The sequence below is a fragment of the Wolbachia endosymbiont (group A) of Epistrophe grossularia genome (genome assembly GCF_947251435.1).
GTDB lineage: Bacteria > Pseudomonadota > Alphaproteobacteria > Rickettsiales > Anaplasmataceae > Wolbachia > Wolbachia pipientis.
In genome coordinates, this window is sequence record NZ_OX366363.1 from 1,088,791 (window position 1) to 1,107,050 (window position 18,260).

An 18,260-nucleotide genomic window follows, 5' to 3' on the forward strand; every position below is an offset into this window, starting at 1 on the left:
TTAATTATATTAGGCTAGGTTGCATATTTATGATTTGGAGATAAGAATGTCAGTATATCGATACTTTAGAAGGTACGTTGAATATGGAGTTGTACCTGCTAAGAAAGCAGAAGATAACACACTAGTTCCAGAAAATAGTTTCTATAAATCTGTACGTTACGTTGATAATGTGCTAGGACCTGTGAAAGATGTAATTTGTGGAGTTGAGAGTAAAGACAATTATAACAAGTATTATCAAGATAATGATAAACGTGGGTCACAGGGCAGAGAAAGTGTATTCATTGTGTGCACTTGGTGCTATTTTAGCAGCCAACATAATATTGCAACCTTTATGTTTGATACTATAACTAAAGTGACTTAGGTTTACCGACGATTTGATAAACGACAAATTCGTCATCCCGCTGCTTGTTAGCGGGATCTAGAGATACCGCGGCGGTATGACGTAGGAAAACCTGACTTGCACTAGCTACAGCACTCAGCAGTGGCTCAGTTTGAACTATATTGAAATGAAATAAAAAGTGAAAGAGTGTAAGCTTAAGTTACTTTATAGCTCTTCTCATAATAATCCAAATAAGGTAAGATATGGATTTATGGTAGTGGGGTTTGTATGCCAGCAGCGTATAGTTATGACTTAAGGAAAAAAGCAATGGAAGCATTGGATGAGGGAGAAAGTAGAGCAACTGTTGCCAAGAGATTTAAAATTGGAAAAACGACTTTATATGAGTGGCAGAAAAGGCGTGAGGAAACAGGAGATTTTCAGTCAAAAAAGCCTGGAAGCGTAGGATATAACCATAAAATTACCGACTGGAATGTCTTCACCGAATTTGCAAAAAACCATGGCGGCAAAACTCAGTCAGAGATGGCTAAACTCTGGGGCAATATCAGTCGACAAACGATTCACCGCGCACTTAAAAATATTGGCTTTACAAGAAAAAAAGACCTACGGATATAAAGAAAGAAATGAAGAAAAGCGAGCTCAATTTGCAAAGGTTATAGCAACAAAATATCCTGAAAATCTTGTATATATTGACGAATCTGGGATAGACAATACAGAAGACTACCCATACGGATATTGCAGAAAAGGAGAGAGGTTTCATTCACTAAAATCAGGTAAAAAAACTCAGCGTGTCAGTATGATTGCAGCTCTAAATAAAAAGAAAATCATTGCTCCATTGACCTTTGAGGGATACTGCAACAAGGATGTTTTTGAGGCTTGGTTTGAGCAGTTTTTGACTCCAATTTTAAGGTCTGGCCAAACTGTAATTCTTGATAACGCTGCTTTCCATAAATCTAAAAAAATCGATGATCTTGCTAAAGGAGTAGGTGCTGAAATTCTTTATCTTCCTCCATATTCTCCAGACTTTAACGAAATTGAGCATCATTGGTTTGCTATAAAGAACAGAGCTAGAAAAAATATCCCTATTTTTCAGTCTTTCCGTCAAGCTGTTGATTCTGCTTTTTTATGATTTGTTCTGACTATTATGAGAAGAGCTATATCCTGCTTAACATTTTCCATCATTTTATCTTTTATTGTTCTATCCTCATCATCAGAAGTGCTGCTACTAATATCACTGATACCACTATCCCCTGAATTGCGGCGTTGTTTGTTAGGAGTGCTATGAATGTTGTCTTCCATGAGTTTTTGCATTGTTGGGCCAAATGTTCTTCCAAGATTGCTACTCACTGTTTTATTACTATCATTTGCTTGAGAATGAGGTACATTTCGCTCAAAAATTGCTTTTATTCCAGTAAATTTAGCTTGGGAAGATTTCGGAGGAACAGGTGGGGCAACTATGCCTTTTGAGTTAATCTTTCCTTCATTTTGAGGAAAAATTTTTGGATTATTTTTTTCTACTGTAGTATTCATTTTTTTACCTCTAAACCTATTAACTAATAAAAGTATAAACTTAGAGGTATTAATTTTGTAATAACAATGCTAATAGATTACCGCAGTTTCAATAAGCATCACCAGAGGATTCTCTATATAATGCTTAAAGGCATTTAAAAACTTTGCTCCGAGTGCCCCATCAACTGCTCTATGGTCAACAGAGAGCGTTACTGTCATTATTTCTGCTATTTCTATTTTCTCATTCATAACAATTGGTTGTTTTTTAGATGCACCAACTGCCATAATGCAAGATTGCGGCGGATTGATTATAGCACTGAAGGCTTTTATACCAAACATCCCTAAGTTGGAGATAGTAAACCCTCCTCCTTGAAACTCTTCAGGTTTCAATTTTCCAGATCTTGCTCTGCTTACTAAATCTTTCACTTCTTTTGATATAGATAAAATACCCTTTTTATCAGCATTTTTTACTATAGGAGTAATTAGCCCATCTTCAAGTGCCACAGCGATTGAAATATCTATATTTGAATATCTCAGTATTTTATTATCTATCCACGAAGAATTTATATCAGGAAATTTTTTCATGCTGAAAGCTGCAGCTTTTATGATTAGATCATTAATTGTTACTTTATTGTTTTCATCTGCTGAGTTAATCTCGTTTTTTAACGATATTAACTTATCAACCTGGCAGTCTACAGTTAAATAAAAATGTGGAACATTCTGTTTTGATTCAGTCAGGCGCTGTGCTATCACTTGGCGCATGTTGCTTACTTCAACTATGGTATCTTTCTCAGGACTTTCAGTATGTATACCACTGCCTAAAAACTCCAACACATCAGCCTTAATTATGCGACCATATGGTCCTGTACCTTTTAATTGCTGCACATTAACCCCTTCATTTTGAGCTATTTTCTTAGCTAATGGGCTTATTTTTGTTCTACCTTCTGCATAACCCTCTGTCATCTGAGTAGCTGACACTGGGATCCATTCTTCTTTTCTAGATCCCAGTGTCAAGCACTGGGATGACATTGAGGGGTTGGATTCCAGCGTCACGCGCTGGAATGACACCGAAGAATGACTTATTGGCTTTCCGTTTAAATCTTGGTGTTCTGATTTTTGATTATCAACAGCACTTTTTGTCACTTCCTTTTTAACTGCACTATTGATGGAAGTTGAAGTATAGTTGTTAAGTGCACTTTCATCTTCTCCTTCTTCCAGCATTAAAGCTATTGGTTGATTTACAGGCACGCCACTTGTTCCTTCTGTTACTAAAATTTTTGCTAAAACTCCTTCATCTATAGATTCAAACTCCATTATGGCTTTATCAGTCTCTATCTCAGCAATTACATCGCCTACTTCAACTTTGTCTTGTTCTTTTTTATGCCACTTTACAATTTTTCCTCCAGTTTTGCTCATTGTTGGTGAAAGAGCAGGCATTAATATTTCTATAGGCATTGATTTTGCATTTAAAGATCTATTCAATTTTTAATTTACTCTTTATCTTATGTCAACCTAATCGTGAATTATGATGAATAAGTCTGTTACACTATCCCTCACGTTATCCCAGTGCGTGACACTGGGATCTTGGTTCAGTACTATTATCCTATTGTTTTTATTATTTAGCCATAGCTTGTTTGCTAACAACTTTGTTTCAACCAAATCAAATAAGATCAACATGAGAACGGGGCCAGGGTTTCACTATCCTGTAAAATGGATATACACTTGCAAAAATCTGCCCCTGAAAGTGATAGAAGAGTTTGAGAGTTGGAAAAAGGTCTGCGATATAGATGAAGACTGCGGATGGATAAAAGGCAATCTTCTTAGTGATAAGCGCTACGCGATTTTAAAAGAAGATACTTATGGATATCAAAAACAGAGTGTAGATAGCAAGATTACTATGAAAATAGACAAGTTTGTTGTAATAGAAATAAAAAAATGCAGTGAAAAATGGTGTTTGCTGTCCTCATCGAAACGCAAAGCATGGGTACAAAAAAAACATATATATGGGGTTGATTAGGTTGACAAAAGATCTGAATTAACACTAGTTTCTGGGCCTTCTGTAGCATGCTCTTCAGATGAAGCAGAGGGTTCTTGAGGCTCTGGAGACTGTACAGGGCTATCACAGAAACTCCTTAACATCTCCTCAGCGGATGAATCTAAAATTTGTACAATAGACTTTTCACTCTGCTCTTTTAGCGATTGATCCATTCTAGAAATCAACTCAGAAAACTCGCTACCTGATTTTTCAGCTTCATTTTTTATTTTACTTTCTATGCTTGCAATATTGCCTTGTTCAATTTCTTCTTTTGTTATGTTGAACGAATTTGCAGCATCTTGATATCCAATCTTGCAATTTCCACAACCAATTATGCAAAAAGCAATAGAATTAGATATTTCGCTTGCAGCCCACTTATGTATAGCGTAAGCCAAATAATTGTCATGGTATTTAATGCTAAATTGTTGTTCTATTAGCTCAGAAATTTTATTCTTTAGAGACATAAAGTACCCTCCTTACATTCGTTATACCTTTTTGTTAAGATACAGCAATTACACCATTTACTACATGCTTTACTTTAATTAATTATTAAAACGAGAGCATAATTTTCAGAGTTATATCTTTTTACCTTAACAATTCTTTTTTGAGTTCCTCTTCAATCATCTTAGTTAAACTCGTGTCAAACTCACTCCTCGAAAAATCCCTAACCTCCCCGGGATCATATCGATTTCCTATCATTTTTTCAATAGCATCATTTATTATGTTTATGTCAAATCCCTTTATAATAGGCGTTACCTTCACCTGCCCTGCAGAGCCTTTACCATAAATTCTTTTGCTTTTATCAATGCAACCACCTGCACCAGGTTTACTGCTTCCAAAACCCTTGCTACACTTTACTGTTTCATGCTTGATTTCACCATTTTCTATATATATTATTTTATTATCTTCAGTAACCCGCAATCCTGTTGTTGTGGTTTTTTCTTTTAATTTTACACTATCATCAATTATTGGTTCGGTATAATCCTTATACTCATATATTTTATAGATGCCTCCGCCTCCCATAGTGATTAAATCCTTGCACTCTTGTTTACCTAAACGACACTTTCTTATAAAAATAGGACCCCCATCCTTATCTGTATATTCCTTTTCCCTGTTACCTCCTCCCTGTTCAACTTTAATGTTAATTATAGGATAATCAAGATCAATTTCCAATTCAGCTTTAATATAATCTCCTGGCATTCCTACTCTACTTTCAGTGGAATTAGGTGTGTAAGTGTAAGGTGTATCTTTTATGTGACCTGCTTCACCACATCCCCACACTTCTATTTCAACACGGCTAGATGTTATTTGTGAGCCATCCACATCATAATCTCCACTTCCAAAAACATGGGACTTTTCGCTCTTTTTTTCCGGTTCTTGTTTCTCTTTTTCCAGTTGTTTCTCGATTATCTCTTTTAACTTCTCTTTGAGACCTTCTAAATCGAACCTACACAATTTATCAGCGTAAAAAACCTCTGTTCTGTTTGCTTTAATCAGTTGATCTTTTAATTGTGTACACTTTCGTACTTCATTTTTTTCATCTCTTAATACTTTACCATCCTTATCTTTACAATCCACTTCCTCATACCTTAAGTAGAATGGCTTATCATCTTCATTTTTATTCAAATATTGTTTTGAACGGCTACACTTTCCATCAAAGCAGATGCAACCATCATCACCTTGCTCACATCCTTCTTTATGCTCTACATCCGTCAATTTGTATACTACTTTCAGTCCTTCACCAGATTTTAATTCTTCGTCTATTTTGCTATCTTTCTTCACACAATAACTGCATTCTTCCTTCTTCTGCTCATTTTCATCAGGGAAGAAAACATACTCTTGCTTATTAAATATTATTTTATCCAACCTCTCTTGAGTTTCTTTCAAAGGGTAAACTATTTCCTTGCTTGGAAGATAATAGAACTGATTTGATTCCTTGGAGTAAACAGCATTGTATTTAGTATATCTTGTTCCCATTAATTTTAGTGGTATTATTTTATTTTCTCTTTCAAGAACAAACTCCTCTGGTTCTGGCTGCCATCCAGAAAGACAAAGCATTTTACTGTTAGAATTTCCTTTATACTTTACTTCTATTTCCGGCTGCCCAGAGTTATTAAATTCACATTGAATAGATTTGTCTTTTAACTTTTTCTCAAAATCATTAAAACTATAAAAACTTCCGCCTTTAGAACATTTAATTTGCACATCAGGAACATAGCCATATTCTTTCAGAACTTTAAATTGTTGCGGATTACTTTCTAATATACCTTCTATAATATTATCAATATTACTATCAGTTGTTTTTGCTACTATTGCTGGTTTTACTACTTTTAAAGATAGGGGGCCAATGTTTATAGGATGGTTGAGGTCAGTATTAACATTAAAAGTACAGGAACCATTACTATAGGTTCCATGTGCTTTAGCACAAGTGCTCTCACTCATCTTCATTTCTACTTTCAATGTATTTGCATTTACTATCTCCACTATCTCAGGTTCTGGAGCAGGTGGTGCAGGAAAACAGCGGATGAACTGTGGATTGTTTTCATCTATACTTTGAGTTCCAAGGTATTCAGCGCAGAGCTTATCTTTTTCTCTATAAGTTTTGAAGTAGTACGTGATGCCATCTTTGTCTAAAATAGAGCGCCACTCAGCTTTATTTTCTCCATACCCTTTAGGGAAATCTAATTTTTCTCCAATCTCTCCGTCTCTTCCTTTCAGATCACCAATGATTACCTTAACCTTAGGATTAAAGTAATCATTGTCTTTATCTGTTATAGGAACAATTCTAACTTGTGGAAGCGACATTGCAAGTTGTTCACAAAATGGAGGGGGGCCAGGTGCAAGTGGAACAGGAGCACATTTTACTGCCGTTTGGTAGCAGGTATCACAGACTTTTTCCATCTCCCCAGGACGGAAAATATTCTCACCCGAAAATACTCTAGAACCCCATGAAGAAATTCCTGACATACAAGCCCCTTTTTGACTGCAAGCACATATTTTAGGAGAGTTAGCGAATCTTCTTTTTTCCTCATCAGTAACACCGTCTGCCCATTCCCATTTAAGACCCCGAGCAATTTCTCCTCCAGCTTTTGTTTTATCTCCTTCCCAGTCGATAAAAGCTGCAGCAGAAACTCCAGCTCCTGTACCTTGCGTTCCATATATCTGGCGGCAGGATTCCCCACTTTGTAAGTCATAACAATAACTTTGTCCATCATAAGCACATACTCTAATTTTGGGATTAAAGTAACCATCAACTCCTTGATCTTTTATTGCTTGCACCTTAATTTCCTTTACCCAATCTCCACCAACTATTGCTTCCCACCAAGTATTACTTTCTACAAATGTTGGACAATCAGCATATCCTTGATACGAAAGACCAAGTATCAAAAAAAATATCAATAAGAAATTAAGCCTTACACTTCTCATAAAATACCGGTAACCACTCATTAACTTCTTCTCCTTTTTCCTTTATTGCCTCGTACATATACTTTATCGTCTCTTTGTTAGCTGAAAGTACATGTATTTCTTGCATATTCTTTAAATCTAAATTTAAAGTTACTAATCCTTTATACTGTTTTATCAAAAATAAACCTTCCTGCGTTGGCGTCTGCAGAATTATATTCAGCTCCTCTTTTGATAAAGAAAATGCTTTCATGTATAATCTATTTGCATTGACGTTCGGCATCAAGATTCTTGTATCAACATGTTTATCTAAATATTGAGTAAATTTGCTAGCAAATGCGAGATTTAAATTTTCAGTACTTAGGATTACTACAACATTTAGTTCCGTCATTCTTTGCATCCAGTTATCAAACTCTTTCTCTGTAGGAAAAATATTACTTATCTCCCATGCTTCATCCAAAACAAGTATTGCAGGCGAGCCATCACATTTTGCCTCAAAAGAATATAAAAAATAGTAAAGTATCACGGACATACATTCCTTTTGTTTTGTAAGGTTTGCGGTGTTGAGAGATATAATTTTTGTTTCCCAGTCAATATCTGATTCATTACCATCTTGAAATAAGTAAGCAAAGTCACCATCGTCACACCATCTACTTATCTTACCCCCAAGGAGCAAGAGCACCTCAGAAATTTGTGAAATAGAACGTGATTCCTTGGGTATAGCAAATATAGAATCCACAATTTTTCTTATCTTTTCTTCTACGTCCACCAAGCTCGTATCGGCTACCATTCTTCTGATCAGTTCAACCAACATATTGCGATTGGAAGCACTATCTTCAATGTTTAGTGGATTAAATTTTAGGCTTTTGTCCTTATATTTTGGATCGATTATGTAATATTTACCACTCACTGCTTTAGTAAAAATTATTGATTTTCCAGTGTTATCCAATATGACAATTCTTGGGTTAAACTTTCTTGATTCTGATAATAGAAAATTAATGAGTGAAGTTCTGCCTGAATTTGGAGCTCCGAGTATCGTAGTATGGCCATTATTTCTTTTTCCATGAAAATTAAAGAAGTAAGGATTTCCTTTTTTTGAGAAAAAAATCATTACCGCTTCTTTCCACCTTCTTCCTTTTAATGTACCTGACGTAAAATCGTGCAGCATAGCAAAGCTGCAAGCGTATTTTGTTAAGATATTTTTCGGTTGCGTAATAAAAGCAAAATTGCCTGGAAGTTGTGCCCAAAAATGACTTTCCATATGTAAATCAGTTCTAAACATCATGAAGCCAACTAATGACATTATAGAAGATAAATCACTAATACTTTCAGCTAACTTATTCCTATCATCTGCAAATATTGTAAAAATAATTTTCTGTTGGCAGAAGTCTATACTAGAGGTCTTTTCAAGCTCTATTATTTCTTCAATTCCTGAGCTTTTAAGTAAGGTATTATCCTCACTAATTTGCAGCATGTTGATTTGTTTTTTAAATTCTTTTATTGCTTTGTTATTACTAGTAAATATCATTATTTCTGTAATGATAAATTCAGATTCAAGCTGCAAGCATCTATCTATATTACCTAAAGAGATTTCCCGGTATTCTTTTATGCTGAAAATAGAGCCAAATTTCTGTTGATTTTCAAATATTGTTTGAAACGTATTGAAACCAAAAGCTATTTTAAAATTTCTAATATATTGCGACAGGTCCCTTTCATGTATTGGATAATCTTTGTGCGTTAATGTAACAATATAGTGGAGAAATTCTATCATTTCAGAATATATTTTACCTTCACTAAACCTTAGACTCAGTTTTTTAGCTCCAAAAGGTCCTAAATCATTTTGAATTACGTCAGTTATCTTTTGCAACTCCTGATGGCTTTCTTGTAAAGACAACTTATGCTTATTCTTTATTCTATTGAAAAAAAACGAATTATTAGTATGCTTGCCAAAATCGCTAAACAATATTACAATGTATAGTTCATTTATATACTGTAATTTACTATCAGTTAGTTTATTAAACCACGTTGAATGTAGGTTGTCAGAGAAGTCTTCAGTTTTATTCCATTTCAAGCTCAGTTTATTGCGCTTTCTAACGGTATGAATCCAAACGGTAAAATACAGGCTATTAATATTTTTTGATATGCTTTTTCTAATTTCAGTTCTGAGGTCGCTGTAGTTATCAACAGAAGAATAATCTTCTAACTTGATTATTTTTAACAATTCTCCCTGTTTTGTGAGTATGGTTTCTTCATCGTAATGACAAGCATAAGGAACAAAATCTAAATCAATGCTTTCTAGTAATGCTAAGTTGTTCTTTTTTTTAAGCTTAGAGTTAACTGTTGGTACTTTTAACTGCATATGCGTATTCAATAAAGATAATTAAAAAAGATAAAAATACTATCTTAATTTTTATCTTTTTTTTCGCTATCGGATTGTAATTTTATATCTTTTGTAAAGTTAAATTTTTCTTTTAAGTAGTCTGTTGCCTTTTCTGTACTACCGAACATCAGGACCAGTACACCAAACATTATCATAAAAAAGATTAGACCTCTGAACACTACTGCAAGTATCACTGCAGCTATACACAACCCTATGATTGTTGAAGGACTCATATTTTCTACAGTATCTTTAACTGAAAATGAAGAAACAAAATTTTTTACCGTTTCTTGTATACCCTTTAATTCATCACTCGCCGAACTTGCTTCGCTAGAATATGATGCAAAAATGAAACTTAATAAGGCTATAAAAACCAAAACTTTATTCAATTGAATGCGCATCAACTAAACACCTTTTAAACATTCCTCAAATATAACAACTTTTATATCAATAGGCAAGAACTGAATTCACTTATCCACTACAAGTAACACATATTTAATTTTTACCGCTGCGAACATGCTGTAAGCTCTTATCATCAACAGGACGACTCAAATTGGTGGATGTTAATTCACTTGAAGGGGTTAAATACCATGTAGTTATTGCCTCTATAGCAAATACTGCTCCTATGACACACAATATTCCTAATTTTGCTATTGCTGCTGCAACAAGACATCCCACTGCTAGAAGAGCACAACCTGCTGCAAGTGCAACGTGAAGATTTCTATCATTGGATTGTTTTTTAGATAGGATATCTTTAGAAGCTTCTTGTTTGCTTGAAACAGCTTTCTCCTCTTTTTCTTCGGGTTGCATTGGATCTTTCTTCTCATGATGTTTAGAAGGAGATCTTCGTCCACTTGGCCCTTTGGACCTTGTTTTAGTTAGGTGTGCTAATTTTGTCTCTCCTTCATCCTCTGGTTGTAAGCCATTATCTCCTTCAACAGAGCTCAATGTTGAGTTTAAACTTTCCTCAGATGAAGTGCTTGTTACTAAAGTTAAACTGCTCCTTCTGCTACTTACTGGTGATTTCAAACTTTCTTTACTCGTTCTAGGTGAGTCTATTCCACTATCTGAGTCATTGCCACTACTGAGTTTAGAAGTTTGCTTCTCCTCTATTTCTTTCACAACCTTGCTACATTTTTCAAACACTTCCTCTGTAACATCTGAATTACTAAGTATTTTATTATCACCACTTTTTTTCTCAGCTACATTCAAGGGTGTTTCTTGTGTGTTGTTTTGCTCTTCAATATGTTTTAGCTGCATTTGATCTTCAATATTTTCTTCAACAGCATTTGGTATTGAGCTTACACTGCTGCTCCTGTTAGTAATATCCAAAATTGTTTGTACTATTGCTGCCTTTTTTTTTGAGTCTAGTTTTTTTGACTCTGTTATTTCTGCTTTCAACGCTGGAAGAAAGTGTTGGATATAATTATTATAATGTTCTCTTTTTTTCCCCACTGATTTTTCTAACTCAGCTAATGCTTCAGGGCTAGTTCCTTGCTTGGATGACTCTAAGTGTTTTGCAATAGCCTGCTCATTTTGTCGTTCTCTCAGTATTTTTTCCAATTCAGCCAATGTTTTAGGACTAGCTCCCTGCTTGAACAACCTTTTGCATTCTTTGGAAGTCTCATCTTGATTTTCTTGATAATTTTCTGCTGTTACCTTTTTGTATATAGTGTTGCTCAATTGTTGGTTAATATCTCCTTCCTTACTCTTAGGTTTTTTAAAGGGACTGTGCATAACATTCCTCCATACATAATAAAATGTATAGATACCTTTTTAGCGTTAATTTTACATTAAAACTGGGCAATTATGCCATATTATAAATAATTGCGGCAACTTGCTTATTGGAAGGTCGCTTAACTATTTGCTTTCTGGGCTTTCTACTTCTACAGATTTGCTATTAATATGATTCTTTGCTTGTTGAACTAACATATCCACTACTTCTTTTACAGGCTTTTCCCTATCAACCATGCCAACACTTTGGCCGGCCATTAAAGATCCTGTTTCAACATCTCCTTCAATCACTGCCCTTCTTAAAGCTCCAGCCCAGAACTTTTCTATTTCAAGCTGCCCATCTTCTTTTGAGATCTGTCCCTTTTGGTATTCATCAATAACTTCTTTTTGACGCTTCATGAAGTCATCGCTTGCTTTGTTGGCTATAGCTCTTACAGGAATTACAGGAAAATCAGCACTTATCTGTACAGAAGGTATTGCATTACGTGCGGCTGATTTAATAAACACTTCCTTAAAATTTTTGTGGGCAATTGACTCATTAGTGCAGACAAATAATGTACCTATTTGACAGCCACTTGCCCCCATTTCCAGGTAATTAACTATCATTTCGCCTCTTCCTATTCCACCTGCAACAAACACTGGTATTTGTTCATTTTTAAAATGAGGCAATATCTCTTGTGCAAGAACAGAAGTGCTGACTGGCCCTATGTGCCCACCTGCTTCCATTCCTTCTATTATTAATGCATCTACTCCCATTTTTACTAACCTTTTCGCAAGGCTTAATGCTGGTGCAAAGCACATAACTTTAATGCCTGCACCCTTGATTTTTTCTATATTAGGCTTTGTTGGCAGTCCACCGGCAAGCACTATATGGCTCACTTTCGTTTCAATACACACATCTATCAACTCACTCAACTTTGGGTGCATAGTAATTAGGTTTACACCAAATGGCTTGTTAGTTAATTTTTGTGTCTCTATGATTTCTTTTTCCAGTAAGTCTGGGAACATTGCACCACATGCAATCACACCAAAACCACCAGCGTTTGAGATTGCTGAGACCAAGTTTCTCTCTGAAACCCAGCTCATAGCACCACCCATTATAGCAAACTCACTGCCAAGAAAATCTGTTCCTTTTTTCCAGAGGCTACTTAACATATAACCTATATCATACGTTTAAAAATGTTTTGTTTATCTATAAATGTGTGTTTTAAGGCGCCAAGTATATGTAAGATTATAAAGAGTACCATAAAATATGCAAGCATCGAATGTAGCTCGTTAGCCGTGTTAGCTAGATCTTTGTTTTGATTAATCAACAAAGGGATATGAAAAAAATATTTGATCTGTTTGCCAGAAGCAGAAGACATGACATAGCCAGATAGTGGCATTAGCACCATCAAAGAATATAAACCAAAGTGTACTGCTTTACTTATATTGATTACAAACCGAGAAAAATTTGCTGGAAGTGGTGGAACATAAGTAAAGACGCGAAAAAATATGCGTACTATGATTAATCCAAGAATAGTGATACCGCAAGCCTTATGAATAGCGTATATGTTGAACTTAATTTCATTGCTAAGTGGTAAGCTTTTCATATAAAGTCCAGAGCAAAGCATACCGATAATAAAAACAGCCATCAACCAATGGATAACCCTTAAACCTAGGCTATATTTATCGTCTTCCATTTTGATTACCCTAAAGTAGCATTTATATAATAGAAAAACTATTTTTCAATCAAAATTATTAAAGCAATTTAGATTTACCGACAATGTAGCTATACAAATTCGACCCAGCCGAGAGTCAAGTAGCAGGCACTGGCATCTAAGTCATAGAAACGGATCAAATGCAAAACTTACTTGACACCCTTCGCTAGCCCCCTTATCATGAAACTGAAGCTATTTATTTATCTTCTCTGTACAGATTAAATGACAAAAAAACTCAACGTATCTGGCGTCTCATGTTTAATTTTTTGCACTATGTGCACTCTATGTCTTTATCAAATTTCTAGGTTTTTACCTATACAAGCTGAAATACGCTTATAAAGCATTTAAAACATCAAAAAACGCCAACTTAAAAAATGGATAGTGAATAATTAGCTACCCTAGGGTTTCTTTTGCCTTTTTTTCTGTTTAGTAAATTTCTTAAACATTTATGACTAAAGGTTAGTTGCATTAAAAAGCAGCTAAATCGCGGTTATTAAGCGTTTAGAATAAAAAAACGCCATACTTGAAAGTATAATGTAAGTAATTAGCCAACCACGGGGCTTCTTTTGCCTTTTTTTCTGTTTAGTAAATTTATTAAATATTTATGGCTAAACGACAATCGTCATCCCTGTAAAGGTCAAGTATCCCGCTACGTGTTAGCGGCTAAGAGATACCCGGCGGTATGACGGTTCGTGATGGCATGACGATAAGGTTCCAGTGTCAAGCGTTTGGCATGCAAATTTCCTTAAACGTTCGTAAGCTTAAAACTTTACTTTAGATCAAACTGCTGTATAGTGACTTTATAGCTTCAATTTTGTAATGAATATACCTAGTATAGAAAATTGTGATCTTCACAATAAAACCGTCTTACTCAGAGTTGACTTCAATGTTCCTATAAAAGATGGAGAAATTCGTGACGTCACTCGTATTTTGAGAGCATTGCCTACTATTCAGTATTTAGTGAATGCGAGTGCAAAGATTATTATTATATCGCATTTCGGACGCCCAAAGGCTAGAGACGATAATCTGTCACTAAAAAATATAATTGACATTTTATCACAGTTACTAAATAAAAAAGTGAAATTCATTGATGATTGCGTTGGTGAAAAAGTGCAAAAAGCAGTGAGTGCTATGGATGCAGGAGATATAATATTACTGGAGAATCTAAGATTTTATGAAGGGGAAAAGGAGAATGATGCAAACTTTGCCAGACAATTAGCATCTCTGGCGGATATATATGTAAATGATGCATTTTCTTGCTCTCACAGAGCTCACGCTTCTATTTCACGCATTACAGAATTTTTACCCTCTTATGCAGGGTTTTGCTTGCAAGATGAGCTAAAGTATCTTGAAAAAGCTGTATCGTTTAAAGCTAAACCTATTACTGCGATAGTTGGGGGAGCTAAAATATCAACTAAAATAAAAGTGCTTATGAAGCTAACAGAAAAGGTTGATTACCTAGTTCTAGGTGGTGCAATAGCCAATAATTTTTTGTCATTTAGCAAAGTAAATATAGGGAAATCTTTCTTTCAAAATGGTGTTGACGACCTTCTGCATAATATTCTTGAAACAGCAAATAAAAACAATTGCAAAATAGTTGTGCCAGAAGACGTTCTGGTTGCAGTAAACTCTGATTACAGCACTAGTATTTCAAGAAGAACTGAGTCCATTTTGGACGGTGATATAATTTTGGATATCGGACCACAAACTTTGAGTACAATAAGCAGTATAATAGCAAGCAGTAAGACTCTGCTGTGGAATGGACCTATTGGTGTTTTTGAACATTCAGCTTTTGCAAGTGGTACAATAGGGGTAGTGAAAATCGTAAGTGACTTAACGCACAAAGGAAAGTTAACCAGCATAATAGGGGGAGGCGATAGTCTATCTGCAATAAGCGCTGCAGGCCTTACCGATAAGGATTTTACATATGTTTCCACTGGTGGAGGAGCATTTTTAGATTGGTTAAGTGGCGATGAAATGCCGGGAGTTGCTGCTCTGCAAAAACGATTAGATTAAAACTTTTTTAAATTATTTTTTATAGGCTAGCTTTTTTGTGAACGTGATTATGTCGAAGACAGTTAAACTAATTTTGTGTTTAATAATACCAATAATAGGATTTATTTTTTATATTAAGGATCATTATTTTCACACCGGCTATGTAGAAGAAAATGTTGAAGTCAATTTTGAACCATTTTTCAGTTCACAACCAGCCACCGTTTCAGAATTAACTGACTTCGATAGAGGAGTGTTGAAAGTTTGTGGAGATTGGGGAGCACATCCAGATAAAGAAGATTTCAAAATTTTACTTAGTTGTCCGCAGCATCAAGAAGTAGTGAAAGGAATATATAAGTGATTACGCCAGATGCGGATTTGGAGTTACTTAAAGATGAACTGGCTAACATTTGGTTTACAAATAGTGGAAGTGAAAAAGAAACTATAGGGTTTGGACATATTTTTTGTGGTGAGCCAAACGATAAATTAGGTGGTATGCATTTTGTAGGTAGATATGTTGAAGCTCAAGAGGATAAATGGGCAGTTGGAATCCTGTGCAATGAATCAGATATTAAGCCGCCGGTTTATACATTTGGAATGAAATATTTGGGTAAGGATGGGGAAGTGAAAGTTAAATGCCCAAATGGATACGCATATAACCTTCATGCCGATAATTTCTGCAACTAAGGCGTTTAAGGAATTAGGAAAAGATGGAATGTGTCTATATGAAATGGAAGATGACAATTATCAATCAGTGTTTGTAAGAAAGAATGATGCTATACTCACGTTCTATCCTGACTTAACACCAAAATGTGATGATAAGAGTACTTATTGTAGTTGCAGTAAATCTTAATTTCAAAACCAATAGGGTGAACAAATGATAAAAATGCTATAGGGTGTAGCAAATCCAAATGAGTTAAAATTTTGATTAAAGGGTTTTGTGAATAATAATGAAGAAGGGCATTATTCGTCTAATAAAAGCAATTCAATACTCTTGTGAAGGAATAAAATCAGCTTTTATATCAGAAATTGCGTTCAGACAGGAGTTACTGCTTTTTATAGTATGTGTCTCAATTTTGTTTGTTTTGGATGTAAGTAATCTAGAACGTGCAGTAATGATAAGCAGCCTATTCCTGGTGTTAATTGTGGAAATTGTTAACACTGCTTTTGAAACGACAATTGAGCGTATTTCCAGTGAACAACACATACTTTCAAAAAAGGTGAAAGATCTAGGTAGTGCAGCAGTTTTTCTTTCATTAATTAACTTCCTGATAACATGGATGATAATATTGATAGGTTAATACGAATGTTATTAAGATATGTTGTCAAACTCACCAATTAAAGTTTTTATATCTTGCGGTAAATCAGAGACAAATTCCATGTATTCCTTACTTTTTGGGTGGTATAAGCCCAGTGTATAAGCATGTAGTGCTTGTCTATTGAAATTACGAATGAAACTAGAGTTTTTAGCATATTTTGTGCTTTTACTACTATTTTTTCCATAAACTTGATCACCAACTATGGAATGTCCTATGTGGCTCATGTGGACTCGAATTTGGTGTGTTCTGCCTGTCTCTAAAGTGCATTTAACGAGGCTTACTTGTCCTATAACTTTTTGCACTAAATAGTGAGTGATTGCTAATTTGCCTGTGATTTTTGTTACACACATCATTTCTTTATTACCGCGTTTGGGAGCAATGTTAGTTTTTATCGTGCCTTGCTGAGAAGATAATGTTCCCCAAACTATAGCTCTTCTCATAATAGTCAGAACAAATCATAAAAAAGCAGAATCAACAGCTTGACGGAAAGACTGAAAAATAGGGATATTTTTTCTAGCTCTGTTCTTTATAGCAAACCAATGATGCTCAATTTCGTTAAAGTCTGGAGAATATGGAGGAAGATAAAGAATTTCAGCACCTACTCCTTTAGCAAGATCATCGATTTTTTTAGATTTATGGAAAGCAGCGTTATCAAGAATTACAGTTTGGCCAGACCTTAAAATTGGAGTCAAAAACTGCTCAAACCAAGCCTCAAAAACATCCTTGTTGCAGTATCCCTCAAAGGTCAATGGAGCAATGATTTTCTTTTTATTTAGAGCTGCAATCATACTGACACGCTGAGTTTTTTTACCTGATTTTAGTGAATGAAACCTCTCTCCTTTTCTGCAATATCCGTATGGGTAGTCTTCTGTATTGTCTATCCCAGATTCGTCAATATATACAAGATTTTCAGGATATTTTGTTGCTATAACCTTTGCAAATTGAGCTCGCTTTTCTTCATTTCTTTCTTTATATCCGTAGGTCTTTTTTTCTTGTAAAGCCAATATTTTTAAGTGCGCGGTGAATCGTTTGTCGACTGATATTGCCCCAGAGTTTAGCCATCTCTGACTGAGTTTTGCCGCCATGGTTTTTTGCAAATTCGGTGAAGACATTCCAGTCGGTAATTTTATGGTTATATCCTACGCTTCCAGGCTTTTTTGACTGAAAATCTCCTGTTTCCTCACGCCTTTTCTGCCACTCATATAAAGTCGTTTTTCCAATTTTAAATCTCTTGGCAACAGTTGCTCTACTTTCTCCCTCATCCAATGCTTCCATTGCTTTTTTCCTTAAGTCATAACTATACGCTGCTGGCATACAAACCCCACTACCATAAATCCATATCTTACCTTATTTGGATTATTATGAGAAGAGCTATACTGCTAAGTATTCCCGCTTTATTTTGCGATTCGATAACAATTCAGACAAAAAACTATGGGCTGCTTCATTTTTTGCAATTACCATTAGCCCACTAGTATCTTTATCGAGTCTATGAACAATTCCTGGTCTTACATTAAGGTGAGCGATAACTGCGTTCAAAAGCGTATCATTGTTTGTCCCAGCACCTGGGTGCACTGTTAATCCACTTTGTTTACTCAGAACTATAATGTCCTCATCTTCATAGACGATATCAAGTTTTATGTCATAATTAGGCTCAATTGATGTGGATATGTCAGGTTGAACGAGATGTACTATATACTCTTCACCTGATTTTACTATGTGGTCATTATTAATTATCGGTGTGCCAAGTAATTTCACCTGCTCATTTTGTATCAATCTTTGCGCTTTGCTGCGTGATATGTTGCATTTTTCAGCTATATAGGTGTCTAACCTTAATTTCTCTTTATCATTATTAACA

16 protein-coding genes and 3 pseudogenes are annotated in these 18,260 nt (G+C 35.1%); 6 read left to right on the forward strand and 13 right to left on the reverse strand.

The window, feature by feature from the left end:
• Positions 1-19: 19 nt before the first annotated feature.
• Positions 20-361, forward strand: coding sequence for a hypothetical protein (locus OPR28_RS05350; RefSeq protein WP_265023648.1), 342 nt, complete (start codon positions 20-22; stop codon positions 359-361).
• Positions 362-607: 246 nt separating this feature from the next.
• A protein-coding gene (locus OPR28_RS05355) for an IS630 family transposase (RefSeq protein ID WP_265023237.1) occupies positions 608-1,466 on the forward strand; the annotation gives its coding sequence in 2 pieces (ribosomal slippage) (positions 608-933 and positions 932-1,466; 861 coding nt in all).
• Here OPR28_RS05355 and OPR28_RS05360 read toward each other — a convergent pair.
• From OPR28_RS05360 to OPR28_RS05370, 3 genes are all read right to left on the reverse strand, one after another.
• Positions 1,439-1,867 carry a hypothetical protein gene (locus OPR28_RS05360; RefSeq protein ID WP_265023649.1) on the reverse strand — a complete coding sequence of 143 codons (429 nt, stop codon included), beginning with the start codon at positions 1,865-1,867 and terminating at the stop codon, positions 1,439-1,441. The two genes, OPR28_RS05355 and OPR28_RS05360, sit on opposite strands and share 28 nt — an antisense overlap.
• A 69-nt stretch (positions 1,868-1,936) precedes the next feature.
• Positions 1,937-3,301, reverse strand: a complete 1,365-nt coding sequence (locus tag OPR28_RS05365) for a pyruvate dehydrogenase complex dihydrolipoamide acetyltransferase (RefSeq protein WP_006280214.1) — start codon at positions 3,299-3,301, stop codon at positions 1,937-1,939.
• 57 nt (positions 3,302-3,358) lie between these two features.
• On the reverse strand, positions 3,359-3,523 hold the full coding sequence (locus OPR28_RS05370; protein ID WP_010082092.1) for a hypothetical protein: 165 nt from the start codon (positions 3,521-3,523) through the stop codon (positions 3,359-3,361).
• Here OPR28_RS05370 and OPR28_RS05375 point away from each other — a divergent pair.
• The gene (locus tag OPR28_RS05375; protein ID WP_265023650.1) at positions 3,522-3,863 is read left to right on the forward strand and encodes an SH3 domain-containing protein; all 342 of its coding nucleotides are present in this window, start codon (positions 3,522-3,524) and stop codon (positions 3,861-3,863) included. The two genes, OPR28_RS05370 and OPR28_RS05375, sit on opposite strands and share 2 nt — an antisense overlap.
• On the opposite strand, the gene OPR28_RS05380 is transcribed toward OPR28_RS05375, so the two are convergent.
• The 7 genes from OPR28_RS05380 to OPR28_RS05410 all read right to left on the reverse strand — a co-directional run bounded on the left by OPR28_RS05380 (position 3,860) and on the right by OPR28_RS05410 (position 13,076).
• A complete protein-coding gene (locus tag OPR28_RS05380) occupies positions 3,860-4,345 on the reverse strand; it encodes a WBM0748 family T4SS-associated protein (protein ID WP_182321229.1) in 486 nt (161 codons plus the stop codon). The genes OPR28_RS05375 and OPR28_RS05380 overlap by 4 nt on opposite strands.
• Positions 4,346-4,466: 121 nt before the next feature.
• A complete protein-coding gene (locus OPR28_RS05385; RefSeq protein WP_265023651.1) occupies positions 4,467-7,307 on the reverse strand; it encodes a hypothetical protein in 2,841 nt (946 codons plus the stop codon).
• Positions 7,288-9,642: a VirB4 family type IV secretion/conjugal transfer ATPase gene (locus tag OPR28_RS05390; protein ID WP_077188410.1), complete on the reverse strand. Its 2,355-nt coding sequence runs from the start codon at positions 9,640-9,642 to the stop codon at positions 7,288-7,290. The genes OPR28_RS05385 and OPR28_RS05390 overlap by 20 nt, the downstream gene beginning before the upstream one ends.
• A gap of 44 nt (positions 9,643-9,686) precedes the next feature.
• The gene (locus OPR28_RS05395; RefSeq protein WP_265023769.1) at positions 9,687-10,061 is read right to left on the reverse strand and encodes a hypothetical protein; all 375 of its coding nucleotides are present in this window, start codon (positions 10,059-10,061) and stop codon (positions 9,687-9,689) included.
• Positions 10,062-10,155: 94 nt separating this feature from the next.
• Positions 10,156-11,397 (reverse strand): hypothetical protein, encoded by a 1,242-nt coding sequence (locus tag OPR28_RS05400; RefSeq protein ID WP_265023652.1) that lies wholly within the window; start codon positions 11,395-11,397, stop codon positions 10,156-10,158.
• 123 nt (positions 11,398-11,520) lie between these two features.
• Positions 11,521-12,549, reverse strand: coding sequence for an NAD(P)H-dependent flavin oxidoreductase (locus OPR28_RS05405; protein WP_077188405.1), 1,029 nt, complete (start codon positions 12,547-12,549; stop codon positions 11,521-11,523).
• A gap of 5 nt (positions 12,550-12,554) precedes the next feature.
• Entirely contained in the window at positions 12,555-13,076 is a 522-nt protein-coding gene (locus OPR28_RS05410; RefSeq protein ID WP_010082022.1) for a cytochrome b, read from the reverse strand.
• A gap of 837 nt (positions 13,077-13,913) precedes the next feature.
• Between OPR28_RS05410 and OPR28_RS05415 the strand changes: the two genes are divergently transcribed.
• The 3 genes and pseudogenes from OPR28_RS05415 to OPR28_RS05435 all read left to right on the forward strand — a co-directional run bounded on the left by OPR28_RS05415 (position 13,914) and on the right by OPR28_RS05435 (position 16,387).
• Entirely contained in the window at positions 13,914-15,110 is a 1,197-nt protein-coding gene (locus OPR28_RS05415) for a phosphoglycerate kinase (protein WP_265023653.1), read from the forward strand.
• 49 nt (positions 15,111-15,159) lie between these two features.
• Positions 15,160-15,939 (forward strand): annotated as a pseudogene (locus OPR28_RS07165) (EndoU domain-containing protein).
• A 97-nt stretch (positions 15,940-16,036) separates the two neighbouring features.
• Entirely contained in the window at positions 16,037-16,387 is a 351-nt protein-coding gene (locus OPR28_RS05435) for a diacylglycerol kinase (protein WP_007549043.1), read from the forward strand.
• Positions 16,388-16,398: 11 nt separating this feature from the next.
• On the opposite strand, the pseudogene OPR28_RS05440 reads toward OPR28_RS05435, so the two are convergent.
• The 3 genes and pseudogenes from OPR28_RS05440 to OPR28_RS05450 form a co-directional block, all read right to left on the reverse strand.
• A pseudogene (locus tag OPR28_RS05440) lies at positions 16,399-16,836 on the reverse strand (RluA family pseudouridine synthase); the annotation flags it as partial.
• 24 nt (positions 16,837-16,860) lie between these two features.
• Positions 16,861-17,719, reverse strand: a protein-coding gene (locus OPR28_RS05445; protein WP_265023237.1) for an IS630 family transposase whose coding sequence is annotated in 2 segments (ribosomal slippage) — positions 16,861-17,395 and positions 17,394-17,719 — 861 coding nt in all. Because the reading frame shifts where the segments join, the coding sequence is not laid out codon by codon here.
• A gap of 60 nt (positions 17,720-17,779) precedes the next feature.
• A pseudogene (locus OPR28_RS05450) lies at positions 17,780-18,220 on the reverse strand (pseudouridine synthase); the annotation flags it as partial.
• Between the last annotated feature and the right edge of the window lie 40 nt (positions 18,221-18,260).